This is a genomic window from Mesorhizobium sp. BH1-1-5 (genome assembly GCF_020165615.1).
GTDB lineage: Bacteria > Pseudomonadota > Alphaproteobacteria > Rhizobiales > Rhizobiaceae > Mesorhizobium.
Genome location: NZ_JAIUIM010000018.1, coordinates 95,153 through 112,335, shown reverse-complemented (window position 1 = coordinate 112,335; position 17,183 = coordinate 95,153). Strand labels below are relative to the sequence as shown.

The following is a 17,183-nucleotide window of genomic DNA, read 5'->3' as shown; positions in this document are numbered from 1 at the left end:
GCCCGAACGCTAATCTAAACGTTTCGAACGTGTCAAGCGCATATCTGGTCACCGAGGATTGATGCATTTCAATTCTTGCGAAAAACGCCGGGTTTACGTAGGTTTAGTCAAATAAGGGCGGCTAAACGTTTCGAAAATGACGGTATCAGGGCGGAAAAAACAGCGGAAATCCACGGCGCCGACCATGCTGCACGTGGCGGAAGCGGCGCGTGTGTCGGTGGCCACCGTGTCGGCATTGCTCAACGGCACCGCCACCGTCAGTCCCGAGCTTACGCAACGCATCGAGCAGGCGATCCGCGACATCGGCTACAAGCGCAATGCCATTGCCCGCAGCTTGAAGATGGGCACCACGCGCACCATCGGCCTCACCGTGCCGCACATCACCAACCCGTTCTTCACCGATGTCGTCTCGGTCATCCAGCAGGCCTTCGACCGCGCCGGCTATGCCGTCATGCTTTGCTGCACCGACGAGGATTTGAACACGCAGGACGAGCAGATACGCCTGCTGCTCGACCGCATGGTCGACGGGCTGATCGTGGCGCGCGTCGGCGACGGCGGCATTCTGAAAAGCATCGTCGAGGACGCCAATGTGCCGGTGGTGCTGCTCGACCGTCTCTGCGAAGGCGTCGACACCGATGCGGTGGTGCTGGACAACCAGCGTGCCGTGTTCGATGCCGTCACCTATCTGATCCACCTTGGCCACCGCCGAATCGGCTACATCACCGGCACTTCCGACATATCCCCCATGCATGACCGCATGATCGGCTACCGCGAGGCGCTGCAGGCGGCCGGCCTGCCGATGGCGGAGGAACTCATACGCTCCGGCAATTTCCACGAGATCGACGGCTACAACGCGACCATGCAGCTGTTGTCGCTGCACGACCGGCCGAGCGCGATCTTCTCGGCCAACAACCCCATGGTGATCGGCACCATGAAGGCGATCCGCGACATCGGCCTCAGCTGCCCCGAGGATATTTCGGTCGCCTGTTTCGACGATTTTCCATGGTCGGACGTGTTCGTCCCGCAGCTGACCACGGTGGCGCAGCCGGTGCAGGCGATCGGCGAGCAGGCGGCGAACCTTCTGCTCGACCGGCTGGCCGGCAACCGCGACGCGCCGCCGCGCAAGCTGGTGCTGAAGGGCCGGCTGATGATCCGCAATTCCTGCCGGCCGCTGGGCGCGCTCCCGCAGAGCGTCAGCGCGTAAATCCAAAGGCGGTCTCGCAAAGCAGCTGCAGCCTGGGGAAGATGTTCTTGCCGCCGGTGATCACCCGGGTGCCTTTGCCGATCACGATCTTGGGGTCCGCTTTCAGCACCGTGCCGCCGGCCTCCTCGACCAGCAGCATGCCGGCCAGGCAGTCCCAGGCGTTCATGTGCTCCTCGACATAGCCGAGCAACCGGCCGGACGCCGCATAGGCAAGCATCAGCGCCCCCGAGGCATTGCGGTAGAAGACGCCGCCTTCGGCCAATATCAGGGTGAGGAGCACGACGACATTCTTGGTCGAGGCGCGGTTGGAGAGCCCGGTTCCGACCGAGCCCTCGGTAAGCGATGCCGCATTGCTGGCCTTGATCGGCTTGCCGTTGACGAAGGCGCCGCCGCCGCGGCGGGCGTAGAACGTCTCGTCGGTGGAGGGTTCATGGATCACCCCGACCACCGTCTCGCCGTTCGTGGCGCACGCGATCACCACGCACCAGGCGGGAATGCCGCGCACGAAATTGGCGGTACCGTCGATCGGGTCGATCACCCAGACATGATCAGTCTTCCCCGTCACCGCCGCGTGTTCCTCGCCGACGATGCCGTCCTGCGGATAAGCCTCGGCGATCGCCGCGCGGATGAACAGCTCGACCTCGCGGTCGCCCTCCGAAACCAGGTCCTGGTGGCCCTTGCTCTCGACGGTCAGGTTGTCGAGGTCGCGAAAATACTTCAGCCCCAGCTCGCCGGCGCGCCGCGCTAGGTCGATGGCAAAATGCATGCGGTCGTCGAGATCATGGGTCACGGGCAGGCTCCGCTTGGGCAGGAGAGTCTGCCCTTAGCAGACCAACATGTCACAAGCCACGGCGCCGTCAGGCAGCCTTCGACATCGATTTGTGCACCTCGGCGAGGATCTCGAAGGAGCGCACGCGCGCCGCATGGTCGAAGCACTGCGCGGTCACCATCAACTCGTCGGCGCCGGTACGGCTTATGAAGGCGTCGATGCCCTGGCGCACCGTTTCCGGCGACCCGACGACGGCGCAGGACAGCGCCTGGGCAAGCATGCTTTTCGCCATCGGATCGAGATCGCGGTCGTAATTCTCGACCGGCGGCGGCAGCTGGCCGGGCCGGCCGCTGCGCAGGTTGACGAAGGCCTGCTGCAGCGAAGAGAACAAAAGCTTCGCCTCGGCGTCCGTGGGTGCCGCAAAGACATTGAGGCCGAGCATCACATAGGGCTTGTCGAGCTGCGCCGACGGCTGGAAGCGCGTGCGGTAGACCTCCAGCGCATGGTCGAGCTCGGCCGGCGCGAAATGCGAGGCGAAGGCGTAAGGCAGGCCAAGCAGCGCCGCGAGTTGCGCGCCATAGAGGCTGGAGCCGAGGATCCAAACCGGCACGGTCTGGCCCTCGCCGGGCACGGCGCGGATGCGCTGTCCCTCCTCCGCCGGCTGGAAGTAGCCCATCAGCTCGACCACGTCCTGCGGGAAATTGTCGGAGCTTTCGAGGTTACGGCGCAGCGCGCGAGCGGTCATCATGTCGGTGCCCGGCGCGCGGCCGAGGCCGAGGTCGATGCGGCCAGGGAAAAGTGCTGCCAGCGTGCCGAACTGCTCGGCGATCACCAGCGGCGCATGGTTGGGCAGCATGATGCCGCCGGCGCCGACGCGGATCGTCTTGGTGCCGCCGGCGACATGCGCGATCACGACCGATGTCGCCGCGCTCGCAATGCCTGGCATGTTGTGATGCTCGGCCAGCCAGTAGCGCTTATAACCCAGCCGCTCGGCATGGCGGGCGAGGTCGAGCGAATTGGCAAGCGACTGCGTGGCGGTGCTGCCTTGCGTGATCGGCGACAGGTCGAGAACCGAAAGGGCGGTCATTGGTCAGGTCTCCACGATGCGTTTTTCCCGCAGCCTCGCCTCGAAGGCGGCGCGTTCGGGAATGACGATGGCGAGCTGGTTCTCCAGCACGTCGGCAAGCTCGCCGGCCGCCGCGATCTCGCGCTGCTCGCTGCGGCCGCCGGCATGATGCGTCGACAGCCGGTTGTTGCGCAGCGCATAGCGCCGGTCGGGCAGGGCCAGCGCTGCGACCAGGGTCGAGAGAAAATGCGAGCTCGGATCGGTCGACAGGAAGTGGCTGGCGACCCGATAGTCGACCTCATAGGCCTGGCTCATGTCGAAACGGTAGAGCGTGCGCCAATTATCGCCGATATCGGCCTGCAGGCGGAATTGGCCGCCGGTTTCGCCGATGCGGAAGGCCTCGTGCAGCGTCCGTTGCTCCAGCCCGGGTTGCAAAAGCAGCGGCGCCGTCAGCGTCAGGCCGCCGAAGCCGACATCGGCAATGTAGGTGCGGCCGCCAAGCTCGATGCGCAGCAGCATATGGCTGCGCGCGGTGATGGCGTCTTCCGGCTGGCCCCAGAGCACGCGGGCGGCGAGCCCGCTGACCGTGAAGCCCAGCGCGTCAAGCGCATGCATGAAGATCAGATTGTGCTCGAAGCAGTAGCCGCCGCGGCCCTGGCGAAAGATCTTGTCCTGCAGCGAGGCGACGTCGAGCCCGACCGAAACGCCCATCAAGGCGTCGACGTTCTCGAACGGGATCGCCCGCGGGTGCGCTGCGTGCAGCGCCTGTAGCGTAGCGAGAGAAGGTCCGGTCGGCCCGCCATAACCGATGCGGGCGAAATAACCATCGAGATCGAAGTCGCTCATTAAGGACAGGTCCGGCTTGACCGGTCCGATATAGGCACTCGTCACCGGTGCCGCAAACGATCGGCCAGGACATGGGATTGGGCCAGCGTACTAAGCGCCAGACTTGTGGTCCTGGTCCGCCGCCTCTTCGTCCACCGCCATGGATTGCTGCGCGGCGAGGAAATTGCCGACGGGGCTGAGGCTTTCGAAATGATCGCAGAACACCTTGATGACGACCAGCAGCGGCACCGCCATCAGCGCGCCGACGAAGCCCCACAGCCATGACCAGAAGGCGATGGCGATGAAGATCGCCACCGCGTTGATCTCGAGGCGCCGCCCGACCACCATCGGCGTCACGAACTGGCCTTCGACGATATCGCACAACACCACGAAGGCCGGCGCCAGCAGCGCATAGGCGATCGTGTCGAAGCTGATCAGCGCGATGACGGCAACGAGCAGGACAGTCATCAGCGCGCCGACATAGGGCAGGAAATTGAGGAGCGCCGCCGCCGCTCCCCAGACCAGCGGATTGGGCATGCCGAGCCCCCAGAGACCCAGCCCGATCACCGTGCCGAGACCGGCATTGATGATGGAGACCGTAAGCAGATAATGCGAAATCTCGCGCTCGACGTCATAGACGACGCGCAGTGCCCGCTTCTTCTGGGTCATGCTGGTGAAGGACTGGACGATCTTCTCGTAAAACAGCGTGCCGGAGGCGAGCAGGAACAGGGACAGCACGAAAACGATGGTGATCGAGGTGCCGGCTTCCAGGATGTTGCTCGCCGCCGTGGACAGGATGCCGGAAGGGGCCACCGCCACCCGTTGCACGCCCGGCTCCTGCGATGTCTCGGTCAGCGCCTCCAGCTGATGCGCTACATCCATCACCCGTTCGAGCGGCCGCCTGAACGGCGCCAGCCGCTCGGTCAGCTGCTGGCCGATCGAATAGCTGTTGTTGATGAGGTCGATGATCGGCCCGCTGAGCAAATAGCCCGCGGCAGCGAATACGAAGATGGAGAAGAGCACCAGCAAAGTCGCCGAAACCACCTCCGGAATGCCGCGCTTGCGCAGGAAACGCACGATCGGCGTCAGCGTCAGCGCCAAAAGGAAGGCAAGCATCACCGGCATGAAGAAGGCACGCGCGAAATAAAGTGCCGCCACCGTCATCAGGATGAAGATCCCGATCACCAGCGACCGCATCATGCGCATGTCCGCCCAGGCATCGGCGCGTGGATCGGGACTCTCGGCAACGCCCGCGCCCGAAGCGATCGGTTCGGCTTTCATCGGTTCCCCTTGCGAGCCCGCCACCCCGCAATGCATGGCAGGCTTCCCCGAAACGCGGGAGTTCCGGGCAAGGTTCCATGAGCCGGCTTCCTGGCATCGCTCATGCGGTCGCGCTATTACATGACGTGTAATTGAGCCGCCGCATCGGCCGGGCCTAGTACGGATAGGCTTTCGCGACGACAGAGCGAGAAGGCCGCGCGGCGAAGGTCTCGTGCGCGCGATCACATCCGATTTTGCAAGAGGACGTTACAATGCAAAAGTTCAACCTTCAGACGATCGAATCGGCGCCCGAAAAATCCAGGCCTGCGCTGAAGGCGCTGGAAGAGAAGTTCGGCTTTCTTCCGAACGTCATGGCGACGATGGCCAACAGTCCGGTCCTTCTCAACGGGTTCGTCGCTGCCTTCGGCAGCTTTCACGGCGGCAGCTTCGACGAGATCGAGAAGCAGGTGCTGCTGCTGACCAACGCGGTCACCATCAAATGCCCCTGGACCGTTGCCGCGCATTCGACATTCGCCATCGAGGACGGCATCGCCGAAGGCGAAGTCCGGGCGATCCGCGAAGGCAGGTTGCCGGCCAACCTGAAATACGCGGCGCTCTCGGCACTGACGAAGGCGTTGATCGAGAAGAAGGGAAACGTCACCGATGCCGACATCGATGCGTTCACTGCGGCGGGTTACTCCAAGGCCCAGATTCTGGAAGTGGTGACCGGCGTCGGCGTCTCGACGATGGCGGCGACCACCACGAACATGGCCGGCACGCCGATCGAGGAGCGCTTCCAGGCGCAGGCATGGTCGCCGGTCGCGGCAGCGGCCTGACATGCGTGAAAACGAAGGCCTGAAGCGCGTTGCAACGCGCTTCAGGCGATCGACAGGCATGGGCTCGTCGATCCGTCCGTCAAAACTTGGTCCGTGTTGAAGCGTATTGCGGCGGCCATGTGCGAGGATTGTGGATCATGAAACCGTCGAACCTCAGGACAGGAATGACGCCCGATCTGGGCGTGCTCTTGCGCCACTGGCGCGATTTGCGAAGCAGAAGCCAGCTCGATCTGTCGCTTGACACCGGCATCTCCCAACGACAGATCAGCTTCATCGAAAGCGGACGCAGCGTTCCGAACCGCGAGACCTTGATGGCCATCGCCCGGGCGCTCGATGTACCGTTGCGCGAGCGCAACACATTGCTGCTCGCCGCGGGCTACGCGCCGATGTTTTCCGAAAGCGCGTGGGACTCCGTGGAAATGAAAAGCGTGACCGATGCCCTGGCGCGTATCCTGCGGCAGCATGAGCCCTTTCCGGCAGTGGTGATGGATCGCTACTGGAACGTGCTCATGGCCAATGAATCCGCGCCGCGCTTCTTCGGCTGCTTCATCGACATGTCCGCCCGTCAGGCACCGCGCAACATGCTGCACCTGATGTTCGATCCGGAAGGCATGCGTCCGTTCATCGCCAATTGGCCCGATGTTGCCAGAAGCCTGTTCGAGCGCGTCTACCGCGAATCCATCGGCCGCGTCGTCGATGAGAAGACGAAGACGCTGCTGGCGGAGTTGCTCGCCTATCCGGATGTGAAAAGTGAATGGAAAAACCCGGTCGCCATAGGTTTCATGCCCGTCATTCCGCTGGGATTTGTCAGGGGCGACAGGGTTCTCAACTACTTTTCAATGGTCACCACGGTTGGGACCCCGCAAACCATCGCCGCGCAAGAACTGCGTGTCGAATGCATGTTCCCGGCCGATGAGGCAACCGAAGCGCTTCATGCCGGAATGATGGCCGCCGGCATCCCTTAGAGGCGTTTCGCCGTTGCCGGGAAACGGTGAAACGCACCAAGCGTCCGACGGCCAGGCCTCGCGAACAGGCTTTCGATCAGGCGACCGGCGCCGGCGCCTTGGGCGCGGCCTTGGCCGTCTCCTTGCGCACGATCGGCGCCACCTTGGTGCCGTAGAGCTCGATCGCCTTCATGATCTTGGCGTGTGGCATGGTGCCGATCGCCATCTGCAGGAGGAAGCGGTCGTTGCCGAAAATCTTGTGCTGGACGACGATCTTTTCCGCCACAGCTTCAGGATTGCCGACGAAGAGAGCGCCGTTCGGGCCACGCGACTGGTCGAAATGCGCCCGCGAGGTCGGACCCCAGCCGCGCTCGCGGCCGATGCGGTTCATCACCTCGGCCTGCGGTCCGTAGAAATCGTCGGCTGCCTGTTCGGTCGTCTCGGCGATGAAGCCGTGCACGTTGATGCTGGTGGCAAGCGTTGCCGGATCGGTGCCGGCGCGCCGCGCCGCCTCGCGATAGATATCGAACAGCGGCGCAAAACGCGCCGGCTCGCCGCCGATGATGGCGAGCGCCAGCGGCAGGCCGAGCACGCCGGCGCGGGCGGCCGATTGCGGCGTGCCGCCGATGGCGATCCAGATCGGCAGCTTTTCCTGGGACGGACGCGGATAGACGCCGCGGTCGTTGATCGGCGCGCGCAGCTTGCCCTGCCACGTCACCTTCACCTGGTCGCGGATAGCCAAAAGCAGGTCGAGCTTCTCGGCGAAGAGCTCGTCATAGTCCTCCAGATTGTAGCCGAACAGCGGGAAGGATTCGATGAAGGAGCCGCGCCCGGCCATGATCTCGGCGCGGCCGTTGGACAACAGGTCCAGCGTCGCGAATTGCTGGAAGACGCGCACCGGATCGTCGGAGGAAAGCACGGTGACGGCGCTGGTGAGGCGGATGCGTTTCGTGCGTTCGGCCGCCGCGGCCAGCGCCACGACCGGCGCCGAGGCGGCATAGTCGGGGCGGTGATGCTCGCCGAGACCGAACACGTCGAGGCCGACCTGGTCGGCCAGCTCGATTTCCTCGATGAGGTTGCGCAACCGCTCTTGCGGGCCAATGGCGCCGGGACCCGGCTCCGGGCTGACATCGGCGAAAGTGTAGAGACCGAGTTCCATGTTGCTGTCCTGCGCTGTCGTCTGGGATTGGGTTTTCGGCGCTAGAGGTAGCGATCGGCCTTGCCGCCCGCCAGTGGCACGGATTGTGAACAGTCCATCGCGATGTCGAGCCGTATCCTCGCGGCAACAGCTCAATTTTTCATGGCTGGCATACCGTTTTGGCGCTTGAACTCGCCGCGTTCGCGCGTATGTAAGCGTCGCGAATAGACTGCAGGGAAGTGCACTTGGCTATCTACAGGGAAAAAGACATTTTCGAGCGGCGCAATGCCGCGAACGAGGCAAAGAAGGCGCTGCTCGAGCGCTTCAAGGCAAAGCCGGCGGCGGACGATCCTGCCGTGCTGGCGCGTCAGGCCGAACGCAAGGCGATCCTTGATGCCCGCGCCATCCGCGAGGCGGAAAAGGCAAGGCTGAAGCAGGAAAAGCTGGCGCGCGAGGCGGCCGAGAGGGCCGAGCGCCAAGCGATGGCTGAAGCGGCGCGTCTTGCGGCGGAAGCAGTGGCAGCCGAAGAGGCTGAGCGCCGCCAGGCCGAAGAATCCGAGCGCATCGCGTTCGAGCTTGCCGACGAGGCCTCGCGCAAGGCCAAGCGTGACGCACGCTACGCCGCCCGCAAGGCGCGTGTCGGCCGGACGCCTCCGGGCTTCTCCGCCCGCTAAAGCAATTCCAGGAAAAGTGCGTAGCGGTTTTCCGTTCGGAATTGCGCAAAAACAAAGACTTGGAGCGGTTCGGCGTGTGAACGCTGAACCGCTCTAAGTTCGGGTTCGATGGAAAATGTTCAGGGTCGCCGAAAGCGGCCCTGAACGTGTTTGTATTCAGGCGACTAGCTTCAGGCCGACGATGCCGCAGACGATCAGGCCGATGCAGGCGAGCCGGACGACGGTCGCCGGTTCGCCAAGCAGCCAGATGCCGAGCAGCGCCGTGCCGACGGTGCCGATGCCGGTCCATACCGCATAGGCCGTGCCGACAGGCAGCGTCTTCAGCGCCAGGCCGAGCAGGCCGAGGCTGACGATCATCGAGGCTATGGTGAGAACGGTCGGCAGCGGCTTCGAAAAGCCGTCGGTATATTTGAGGCCGATCGCCCAGCCGATCTCGAACAGGCCGGCGAAGAAAAGAAAAATCCAGGACATCGCAAACACTCCGTCATTCCGGCATCGGTTGGGATGCTCGGGTTGGCGGGTCGTCCCGGCCGGCTTTCGGGGAAGCGAGGTCGTCCTCGCCCTTGCATATGGGGTGTCCTGTCCCCCGATCAACAAAACACCGGCAGCATTCTCATGCCGCCGGTTCAAATTCTGCATTGAGCCGGGTCGACCGAATTCGGCCGCCTACTTTTCCTTGATGCGCATCGCCTTGACCGGCGGCGCCTTCGGAGCCGGAGCCGCTGCGGGCTTCTTGGCGTCCTTCTTCGGCTTGCGGGCTTCCTTGCCTGCCTTCATCGCACCTTTAGCCATGATTCGCTCCTCCGATTGTGGACGTGCAAGTGAAACAAGAGAAATGCCGGACCGCAAGAGGCGGCGTCTCGCTTGCGAAGCCGTCCAGCCGGATGTCAACCGATTTCCCGATGCCATGCTCGCTCGATCGCGCTGCGGTGGCTTGAACTTCCGATTGCCTGGCGCATTGTCTGGGGAGTTTCAGCGGGCGGCGCGCCGGGAGATCGGATGGCAGGACATAGCGGGTCAAGACGAGTGATCTACGCCGCGCTCGCCGGCAACCTGGCGATCGCCCTCACCAAATTCGCGGCGGCGGCCTTCACCGGGTCGTCCGCCATGCTGTCGGAAGGCGTGCATTCGCTGGTCGATACCGGCAATGGCGCGCTGCTGCTCTACGGCATGCACCGGGCCGCGCGGCCGCCCGATCGCACCCACCCGCTCGGCCACGGCCGCGAGCTCTATTTCTGGAGCTTCATCGTGGCGCTCCTGGTGTTCGCGCTTGGCGCCGGCGTCTCCTTCTATGAGGGCGTCATCCACATCATGGCGCCCGAACCGGTGGTCAACGCCAAGCTCAACTATGTCGTGCTTGGCCTCTCCTTCCTGTTCGAGGGCAGCTCATGGCTGGTGGCGCTGAAGGAGTTCCGCCAGCAGAAGGGTAAGCAGGACTGGCTGCAGGCCGTGCAATCGAGCAAGGACCCGAGCGTCTACACGGTGCTGTTCGAAGACAGCGCCGCTCTGCTCGGGCTGATCGTCGCTTTCGCCGGCATCCTGTCGGCGCAACTTCTGGAAATGCCGGCGCTCGACGGCGTCGGCTCGATCGGCATCGCCATCATCCTCGGCGCCACGGCGATCTTCCTGGCGCGCGAGAGCAAGGGCCTGCTGCTCGGCGAGCCAGCTTCGCTCGAGGTGCAGCGCAAGGTTCTGGCGATCGCCCAGGAGGATCCCGCCGTGCAGAGGGCGAACGGGATCCTGAGCGTCCATATCGGTCCGGAAGAAATCGTCGCGGGCCTCAGCATCGAATTCGAGGATCATCTCACCGCGCCCGAGATCGAAGCCTGCGTCGAGCGCCTGGAAGCGAGGCTCAAGGAGGAAATGCCGCAAATCTCCAGGCTCTTCGTCAAGCCGCAAACGACTGGCACATGGGAGCAGCGGCGCAAGGCCATCGCCGAGGCTTCGGAAGAGGGTTAGGTTTTGATGAAGCGAATTTGTCAGGAGAAAAGCCGATGAAGATCGACGGCGGCTGCCATTGCGGCGCGATCACTTATGAGGCGGAGGTCGATCCGGAAAAGACCTCGATCTGCCACTGTATCGATTGCCAGCAGCTGACCGGGACTGCGTTCCGCGTCTCGGTGCGCGTGCCGGAGGAGGATTACCGCATCACGAGGGGCGAGCCGAAAGTCTACATCAAGACCGGATCGAGCGGCGCAAAACGGGCGCAGGGCTTCTGCGGCGATTGCGGCTCGCATCTCTATGCCACCTCGGTTGGCGATGGTCCGAAAATCTACGGCATCAGGGCCGGCACGTCGCGCCAGCGCGACCAACTGGTGCCGAGGACGCAATACTGGCACCGCTCGGCGCTGCACTGGCTGCCGGAGTTCGAGGGCACGAGGATCGTCGAAGAGCAGTAGCGCGTCAGACGAAGAGCTCTACTCGTCGCCTTCGACGACCCGCAGCCTGAGCTGGCCTGTCTTGGAATCGGCGACCCGCGGGCCGGCTTCGGCCTTTGGCGCCGCACTTCGCGCGGCCTCGGTCTCGCCCTCCGCGAATTCCAGCGCCTCGATCTTCTGGCCGCGCCTGGTCACCTTCGACGTCGATACGAGAATGTCGTCGATATCCCGCGTCGCCTGACCGAAATGCGTCTGCAGCCGGCGCACGCGCTCATCGACCCGCGCCACATCCTCCATCAGCCGGATGACCTCATCTTGGATGAGGTGCGCCTGCTCGCGCATCCGCGCATCCTTCAGGATCGACTGGGTGACCTGAATCGACAGCATCAGCAGCGAGGGCGAGACGATGACGACGCGGGCGCGGTGCGCCTTCTGCACCACCGCTTCGAAATTCTCGTGGATCTCGGCGAACACCGATTCCGACGGCACGAACATGAAAGCCGTATCCTGCGTCTCCCCACGGATCAGGTATTTTTCCGCGATATCGCGGATATGCACCTCGATGTCGCGCCGGAACGCCTGCGCAGCCGCCTTCTGCATGCTCTCGCCCTCGGCGGCGCGGATGGCGTTCCAGGCCTCCAGCGGGAACTTGGCGTCGATGGCGAGCATCGGCGCGCCGTTCGGCATCCGCACCAGGCAGTCGGGCCGGCTGCCGTTGCTAAGGCTAGCCTGGAACTCGTAAGCGCCATGCGGCAGGCCATCGGCGACGATCGCCTCCATGCGCGACTGGCCGAAGGCGCCGCGCGTCTGCTTGTTGGAGAGGATCGCCTGCAGTTGCACGACCTGGCCGGCGAGTGACTGGATGTTGCCTTGCGCGGTGTCGATCACCGCCAGCCGCTCCTGCAGCTTGGCCAGGCTTTCATGCGTCGACTTGGTCTGCTCGGTCATGGTCTGGCCGAGGCGGCCGGTCATGGCGTCGAGCCTCTGTCCGAGCGACTGGGTGAGCTCGGCCTGCCGCGCTCCGAACACCTCGGCGATCGCCCCCATGCGGCCCTGCATCTCGGCCTGCGCCTGCAGGACGTCGGCTATGCGCGCCTCGGTGTCGCGGGCATGGTCTGCCGCTTCGGCCGCGGCAACCGCGCGCGCCTTGGCCGCGCGCCACAGCGCGATGACAAGCGCCGCGAAAAGCACGACAAACAAGACGACGGCGAAACCAAGCGCGTGGCCGAGCGTGATCGTAGAGGCGCCGAGCCGCGCGACCGGCTGCGAAAGGAGGGAGGTCATGTCGTTCATGTGGCCAGCATAACCGATTCGCTCCGCTGGCACAGATCAAAACGTGAACAGGCCAGAGACGCACCGGTTGACGCTTTTCCAACGACGTCTTAGGTGAGACGCCATGTCGATCAAGCCGCTCATCATTCTTCCCGATCCCATACTGCGCCAGGTCTCCAAGCCGGTGGAACGCGTCGACGGCGCCCTGCGCAGGCTCGCCGACGACATGCTGGAGACCATGTATGACGCGCCGGGCATCGGCCTTGCGGCGATCCAGGTCGGCGAGCCGCGGCGGCTGTTGGTCATCGACCTCGCCAAGGAAGGTGAGGAGCCTCAGCCGCATGTCTTCATCAATCCGGAAGTGCTCGAGAGTTCCGACCAGCGTTCCGTCTATGAGGAAGGCTGCCTGTCGATCCCCGACTACTATGCCGAGGTCGAGCGCCCGGCTTTCGTGCGGGTGAAATATCTCGACCGTGACGGCAAGCTGCAGGAGCTGCAGGCGGAAGGGCTGATGGCCACCTGCCTGCAGCACGAGATCGACCATCTCAACGGCGTGCTGTTCATCGACCACATCTCGAAATTGAAGCGCGACATGGTGGTGCGGAAGTTCAAGAAGCTCGCCAAGGACAAGGTGCCGGGCAAGATGGTGGGCTAAGGGCCGTTTCGGCCGCGCGAGCACCTGAGCCTACCGCAAGACAGGATCGCAGGACCTCATGCCGCTTCGCGTCATCTTCATGGGCACGCCGGATTTTTCCGTGCCGACCTTGCGCGCCATCGCCGAGGCCGGCCATGAGATCGTGGCCGTCTACACGCAGCCGCCGCGCGCCGCCGGCCGGCGCGGGCTGGAATTGACGCCCTCGCCGGTGCAGCGCGAGGCCGATCGGCTGGGGGTCGAAGTGCGCACGCCCACGTCGCTGAAGGGCGAGGCAGAGCAGGCGGCCTTCGCGGCTCTCCGGGCCGATGTCGCGGTGGTCGTCGCCTATGGGTTGCTTCTGCCGAAGGCCGTTTTGGAGGCGACCGGGCTTGGCTGTCTCAACGGCCATGCCTCGCTTTTGCCACGCTGGCGTGGTGCTGCTCCCATCCAGCGCGCCATCATGGCCGGCGATGCCGAAACCGGCATGATGATCATGAAGATGGAAGAGGGTCTGGACACCGGACCGGTGGCAATGGTTGAAAAAACCGCCATCGCACCCGATATGACGGCCGGCGAGTTGCATGACCGCCTGATGGCTCAAGGCGCTTCGCTGATGGTCGAGGCGCTCGCGCAGTTGGGGATAAATTGTCTGACATTTACCCCGCAGGCGATCGCAGGGGTGACCTACGCCCGAAAGATCGATAAATCGGAGACACGCGTAGACTGGACGCGGCCTTCTGGCGAAGTCCACAATCACATTCGCGGCCTCTCGCCCTTTCCGGGTGCGTGGTGCGAGGTCGACATTGGCGGCCGCATGGAGCGGCTGAAACTGCTTCGCTCGACGCTCTCGGATGGCGTCGGCGAGTCGGGAGGAATTCTCGATGACCGGCTGACGGTCGCCTGCGGGGCAGGCGCGGTCAGGCTGGTCGAAGTTCAACGGGCGGGCGGAAAGCCTGCCGCCGCGCAGGAGTTTTTGCGCGGAGCCAAGATCGAAAAAGGAATGAAATTCACATGAGCATGATGTCGATACGCGCGGCGACGCCGCGGGATCGCGAGGCGATCCGCCTCGTCGAAGAGCATGCCTTTGGCCAGCAGGCGGAAGCCGGCCTGGTCGATGCCCTTGTCACCGGCGGCGATGCCGTCGTCGAACTGGTCGCCGAGGAAGACGGCCAGGTCGTCGGCCACATCCTGTTTTCCAGGCTCTACGTGCAGAATGGCGGCAAGCGTTTCGCGGCCGTCGCGCTGGCGCCGCTGGCGGTCGAACCCTCCTTCCATGGCACCGGCATCGGCGGCGCGCTGATCCGCGAGGCGCATGTCCGCCTCAAGGAGGCCGGCGAGACGCTGGCCGTGGTTCTGGGCGATCCGGTCTATTACGGCCGCTTCGGTTATACCCATGCCCGCGCTGCCGGATTCGAGAGCGAGTATCAGGGCGAGGCGCTGCAGGCTTTGGCCTGGGGCGACGCGCCCGAGACCGGCGGACTGGTCTACGCTTCGGCTTTCACCGCGCTCGCTGCTTAGGCGAGCGCGGATCGACCGCAGAACATGCCGCGTTTTCGGCTCGATATCGAATATGACGGCAGCCGGTTCGCCGGCTGGCAGCATCAGGCCGACCAGCCCTCGGTGCAGCAGGCGATCGAGCAGGCGATCGAAAAGTTCTGCGGCCAGGACGTAAGAATACGTGCCGCCGGCCGCACCGATGCCGGCGTGCACGCCACCGCCCAGGTGGCGCATGTCGATCTCGCCAAAGCGTGGCCGGGCGACAAGGTGCGCGATGCGGTGAATGCCCATCTGCAGGCGGCCGGCGCGCGCGTCGCCGTCCTGAAAGCCGACGTCGTCGCCGGCGATTTCGACGCGCGCTTTTCCGCCATCGGCCGCCACTATCTCTATCGCATCCTCAACCGCCGGGCACCGGCGGCGCTGGAAAAGGGCAAGGTCTGGTGGGTGCCGAAGCGCCTCGACGCCGAGGCCATGCATGAGGCGGCGAAAGTGCTGCTTGGAAAGCATGACTTCACCACCTTCCGCTCCACCCAGTGTCAGGCCGAAAGCCCGGTCCGCACGCTCGACCGCCTCGACGTCAGCCGCAGCGGCGATTTCATCGAGGTCCGAAGCTCGGCCCGCTCTTTCCTGCACAATCAGGTGCGCTCGATGGTGGGGTCCTTGCGACGCGTCGGCGACGGCTCCTGGGGCGCCGCCGATCTCAAGGCAGCGCTCGAGGCGCGCGACCGCGCCGCCTGCGGCCAGGTGGCGCCGCCGGACGGGCTGTTTCTCGTCGGCGTAGATTATCAGGAAGCGACCAAAGAGCCCGCCGCCGTGGTCGAGGATACCGCGAGTTAGCCCGTCGTGCCGTCCGGTATGTCGATGCCGAGCAGCGCTTGCAGGCCGAACAGGACGAGCAGCGAGGCAATGAACATGCCGACGAACACGGCGGTACCAACAGCGGCGCCCTTGCCGATCGTTGCGTTGGTCATGCGCCAGGTCAGCACCATCGACAGCGCGAACAGGAACAGCGACACAAGGCTGTTGACGTCGCTGGTCGAGGGCAGGAAGAGCCTGAGCAGCGCCGAGGGCAGCATCAGCCAGGCGATGATCGCCGACGCCCAGTTGGAGGCGACGACATAGTGGACGAAGCGGCCGCCGATGCCGGCACGCGGCGCGACCAGCGCAAGCGCCACCAGCGGCAGCACCCAGGAGCCGAGATCGACGGTCGCCAGCCTTATCAGCATGCCGAGACGTCCGGCGAAGGCGTCGGGGTCGCCGATCTCGTTGGCGATGCCGACCCAGCCGACGATCAGCGCCGGCGCCGCCACGATGATGGCGAAGAAGGAATTCCAGAAACCGTCGGCCGAAAGGTCGAGCAGGCGCAGGCCGTCGGCCTTGCCGAACATCAGTCGCCAGGCGCCGGCCAGCGAAGCGTAGGTTTCGTCCGCCGAAAGCATGGTCACGAAAGGCCTTGTCCGAACCAGTCTTCGATGAAGCGTTCGTAGATCTGCGTCAGTGTCTCGAGGTCGGCAAGGGCGACGCGCTCGTCCACCATATGCATGGTCTTGCCGACCAGGCCGAACTCGACCACCGGGCAATAATCCTTGATGAAGCGCGCATCCGACGTGCCGCCGGAAGTGGAAAGCGCCGGCGTCTTGCCGACCACCGCCTTGACCGAGCCCGCCAGCGTGTCGATCAGCCTGTCGTCGCGGGTAAGGAAGACATGGCTCGGCCGGTCGCGCCAGACGAGCTCGTAGTCGACCGGCGTCTTCTTGCCCGGCCGGTATTTCTTGCGGCCCGCTGCCTGGTCGAGCCGGTTGTGGATCTCGGCCTGGACCGTTTCGGCGTCCCAGGTGTCGTTGAAGCGGATGTTGAAAATCGCCGTCGCCTTGGCCGGGATGACGTTGGTCGCCGGATTGCCGACATCGACCGACGTCACTTCGAGGTTGGTCGCCTGGAAATCCTTCGTGCCCTTGTCGAACACCGGATGGAGCAGCGCATCGACCAGGCTCATCAGCCCGCGCAAGGGGTTGTCGGCAAGCTGCGGGTAGGCGGCATGGCCCTGGCGTCCGTTGACGGTGACGCTGCCCGACAGCGAGCCGCGCCGGCCGATCTTGATCATGTCGCCGAGCGCATCCGGGTTGGTCGGTTCGCCGACGATCGAGGCGTCCCACTTCTCGCCCTTGGCCGCCGCCCAGTCGAGCAGCTTGGTGGTGCCGTTGATGGCCGGGCCTTCCTCGTCGCCGGTGATCAGCAGGGAGACCGAGCCCTTCGGCCCGCCATTCTTCGCGACATGGCGCGCCACCGCGGCGATGAAGCAGGCGATGCCGCCCTTCATGTCGACGGCGCCCCGTCCATACATCTCGCCATTGGCGATTTCGGCGGCGAAGGGCGGATGCGTCCAGGCCGCCTCGTCGCCCACCGGCACCACGTCGGTATGGCCGGCGAACATCAGATGCGGGCCGTTGCCCGAGCGGCGCGCATAGAGGTTCTCGATGTCCGGCGTGCCGTCTTCCGAGAAGACGGGACGTTCGACCGAGAAGCCGAGCGGCTTCAGCATGTCCTCCAGCGCGGCGAGCGCCCCGCCTTCGGCGGGCGTCACGGACGGGCAGCGGATCAGGGCGGCAAGATTCGCGGCGGGATCGGTCGGCAATGTCATGGGCAAAGCGATAGTCGAAAGCGTTTGTCGTGTCACGGTGGCAGA

The 17,183-nt window shown here is 64.7% G+C and carries 20 protein-coding genes; 10 read left to right on the top strand and 10 right to left on the bottom strand.

What is annotated here, in order from left to right; translation table 11 throughout:
- Nucleotides 1-184: 184 nt before the first annotated feature.
- A complete protein-coding gene (locus LB572_RS23175; RefSeq protein ID WP_224669351.1) occupies nucleotides 185-1,204 on the top strand; it encodes a LacI family DNA-binding transcriptional regulator in 1,020 nt (339 codons plus the stop codon).
- Here LB572_RS23175 and LB572_RS23170 read toward each other — a convergent pair.
- The 4 genes from LB572_RS23170 to LB572_RS23155 form a co-directional block, all read right to left on the bottom strand.
- Complete coding sequence (locus tag LB572_RS23170) at nucleotides 1,194-1,994, bottom strand: inositol monophosphatase family protein (RefSeq protein ID WP_224669350.1); 801 nt, start codon at nucleotides 1,992-1,994, stop codon at nucleotides 1,194-1,196. The two genes, LB572_RS23175 and LB572_RS23170, sit on opposite strands and share 11 nt — an antisense overlap.
- 67 nt (nucleotides 1,995-2,061) lie before the next feature.
- Complete coding sequence (locus LB572_RS23165) at nucleotides 2,062-3,060, bottom strand: LLM class flavin-dependent oxidoreductase (RefSeq protein ID WP_224669349.1); 999 nt, start codon at nucleotides 3,058-3,060, stop codon at nucleotides 2,062-2,064.
- 3 nt (nucleotides 3,061-3,063) lie between these two features.
- Nucleotides 3,064-3,885: an arylamine N-acetyltransferase family protein gene (locus LB572_RS23160; RefSeq protein ID WP_224669348.1), complete on the bottom strand. Its 822-nt coding sequence runs from the start codon at nucleotides 3,883-3,885 to the stop codon at nucleotides 3,064-3,066.
- Between the two features lie 90 nt (nucleotides 3,886-3,975).
- Entirely contained in the window at nucleotides 3,976-5,145 is a 1,170-nt protein-coding gene (locus LB572_RS23155) for an AI-2E family transporter (protein WP_224669347.1), read from the bottom strand.
- A gap of 251 nt (nucleotides 5,146-5,396) precedes the next feature.
- On the opposite strand from LB572_RS23155, the gene LB572_RS23150 reads away from it, so the two are divergent.
- Together LB572_RS23150 and LB572_RS23145 are read left to right on the top strand one after the other, a co-directional pair.
- Nucleotides 5,397-5,960 carry a carboxymuconolactone decarboxylase family protein gene (locus tag LB572_RS23150; protein WP_224669346.1) on the top strand — a complete coding sequence of 188 codons (564 nt, stop codon included), beginning with the start codon at nucleotides 5,397-5,399 and terminating at the stop codon, nucleotides 5,958-5,960.
- A gap of 164 nt (nucleotides 5,961-6,124) precedes the next feature.
- Complete coding sequence (locus tag LB572_RS23145; RefSeq protein ID WP_224669345.1) at nucleotides 6,125-6,925, top strand: helix-turn-helix domain-containing protein; 801 nt, start codon at nucleotides 6,125-6,127, stop codon at nucleotides 6,923-6,925.
- Between the two features lie 76 nt (nucleotides 6,926-7,001).
- Here the strand turns inward: LB572_RS23145 and LB572_RS23140 are convergent, their stop codons facing one another.
- Complete coding sequence (locus tag LB572_RS23140; protein WP_224669344.1) at nucleotides 7,002-8,063, bottom strand: LLM class flavin-dependent oxidoreductase; 1,062 nt, start codon at nucleotides 8,061-8,063, stop codon at nucleotides 7,002-7,004.
- 224 nt (nucleotides 8,064-8,287) lie between these two features.
- On the opposite strand from LB572_RS23140, the gene LB572_RS23135 reads away from it, so the two are divergent.
- A complete protein-coding gene (locus tag LB572_RS23135) occupies nucleotides 8,288-8,716 on the top strand; it encodes a DUF6481 family protein (RefSeq protein ID WP_224669343.1) in 429 nt (142 codons plus the stop codon).
- 156 nt (nucleotides 8,717-8,872) lie between these two features.
- On the opposite strand, the gene sugE is transcribed toward LB572_RS23135, so the two are convergent.
- On the bottom strand, nucleotides 8,873-9,187 hold the full coding sequence (sugE, locus tag LB572_RS23130) for a quaternary ammonium compound efflux SMR transporter SugE (RefSeq protein ID WP_140801545.1): 315 nt from the start codon (nucleotides 9,185-9,187) through the stop codon (nucleotides 8,873-8,875).
- 195 nt (nucleotides 9,188-9,382) lie between these two features.
- Nucleotides 9,383-9,508 (bottom strand): hypothetical protein, encoded by a 126-nt coding sequence (locus LB572_RS34490; protein WP_095819016.1) that lies wholly within the window; start codon nucleotides 9,506-9,508, stop codon nucleotides 9,383-9,385.
- 207 nt (nucleotides 9,509-9,715) lie between these two features.
- On the opposite strand from LB572_RS34490, the gene LB572_RS23125 reads away from it, so the two are divergent.
- Together LB572_RS23125 and LB572_RS23120 are read left to right on the top strand one after the other, a co-directional pair.
- The gene (locus LB572_RS23125) at nucleotides 9,716-10,675 is read left to right on the top strand and encodes a cation diffusion facilitator family transporter (RefSeq protein ID WP_140801544.1); all 960 of its coding nucleotides are present in this window, start codon (nucleotides 9,716-9,718) and stop codon (nucleotides 10,673-10,675) included.
- 35 nt (nucleotides 10,676-10,710) lie between these two features.
- The gene (locus LB572_RS23120; protein WP_140801543.1) at nucleotides 10,711-11,115 is read left to right on the top strand and encodes a GFA family protein; all 405 of its coding nucleotides are present in this window, start codon (nucleotides 10,711-10,713) and stop codon (nucleotides 11,113-11,115) included.
- Nucleotides 11,116-11,133: 18 nt separating this feature from the next.
- On the opposite strand, the gene LB572_RS23115 is transcribed toward LB572_RS23120, so the two are convergent.
- Nucleotides 11,134-12,387, bottom strand: a complete 1,254-nt coding sequence (locus LB572_RS23115) for a DNA recombination protein RmuC (RefSeq protein WP_140801542.1) — start codon at nucleotides 12,385-12,387, stop codon at nucleotides 11,134-11,136.
- Between the two features lie 103 nt (nucleotides 12,388-12,490).
- Between LB572_RS23115 and def the strand changes: the two genes are divergently transcribed.
- The 4 genes from def to truA are packed head-to-tail and all read left to right on the top strand — an operon-like array spanning nucleotide 12,491 to nucleotide 15,334.
- Nucleotides 12,491-13,021: a peptide deformylase gene (gene def, locus LB572_RS23110; protein WP_224669342.1), complete on the top strand. Its 531-nt coding sequence runs from the start codon at nucleotides 12,491-12,493 to the stop codon at nucleotides 13,019-13,021.
- A gap of 58 nt (nucleotides 13,022-13,079) precedes the next feature.
- Nucleotides 13,080-14,015, top strand: coding sequence for a methionyl-tRNA formyltransferase (gene fmt, locus LB572_RS23105; RefSeq protein WP_224669341.1), 936 nt, complete (start codon nucleotides 13,080-13,082; stop codon nucleotides 14,013-14,015).
- On the top strand, nucleotides 14,012-14,518 hold the full coding sequence (locus LB572_RS23100) for a GNAT family N-acetyltransferase (RefSeq protein ID WP_140801539.1): 507 nt from the start codon (nucleotides 14,012-14,014) through the stop codon (nucleotides 14,516-14,518). Before fmt ends, LB572_RS23100 begins: the two co-directional genes overlap by 4 nt.
- 24 nt (nucleotides 14,519-14,542) lie before the next feature.
- Nucleotides 14,543-15,334 (top strand): tRNA pseudouridine(38-40) synthase TruA, encoded by a 792-nt coding sequence (gene truA / locus LB572_RS23095; RefSeq protein ID WP_224669340.1) that lies wholly within the window; start codon nucleotides 14,543-14,545, stop codon nucleotides 15,332-15,334.
- On the opposite strand, the gene LB572_RS23090 is transcribed toward truA, so the two are convergent.
- Together LB572_RS23090 and dapE are read right to left on the bottom strand one after the other, a co-directional pair.
- On the bottom strand, nucleotides 15,331-15,936 hold the full coding sequence (locus LB572_RS23090) for a transporter (RefSeq protein ID WP_140801619.1): 606 nt from the start codon (nucleotides 15,934-15,936) through the stop codon (nucleotides 15,331-15,333). The genes truA and LB572_RS23090 overlap by 4 nt on opposite strands.
- A gap of 2 nt (nucleotides 15,937-15,938) precedes the next feature.
- Complete coding sequence (gene dapE / locus LB572_RS23085; RefSeq protein ID WP_140801537.1) at nucleotides 15,939-17,138, bottom strand: succinyl-diaminopimelate desuccinylase; 1,200 nt, start codon at nucleotides 17,136-17,138, stop codon at nucleotides 15,939-15,941.
- Nucleotides 17,139-17,183 lie beyond the last annotated feature (45 nt).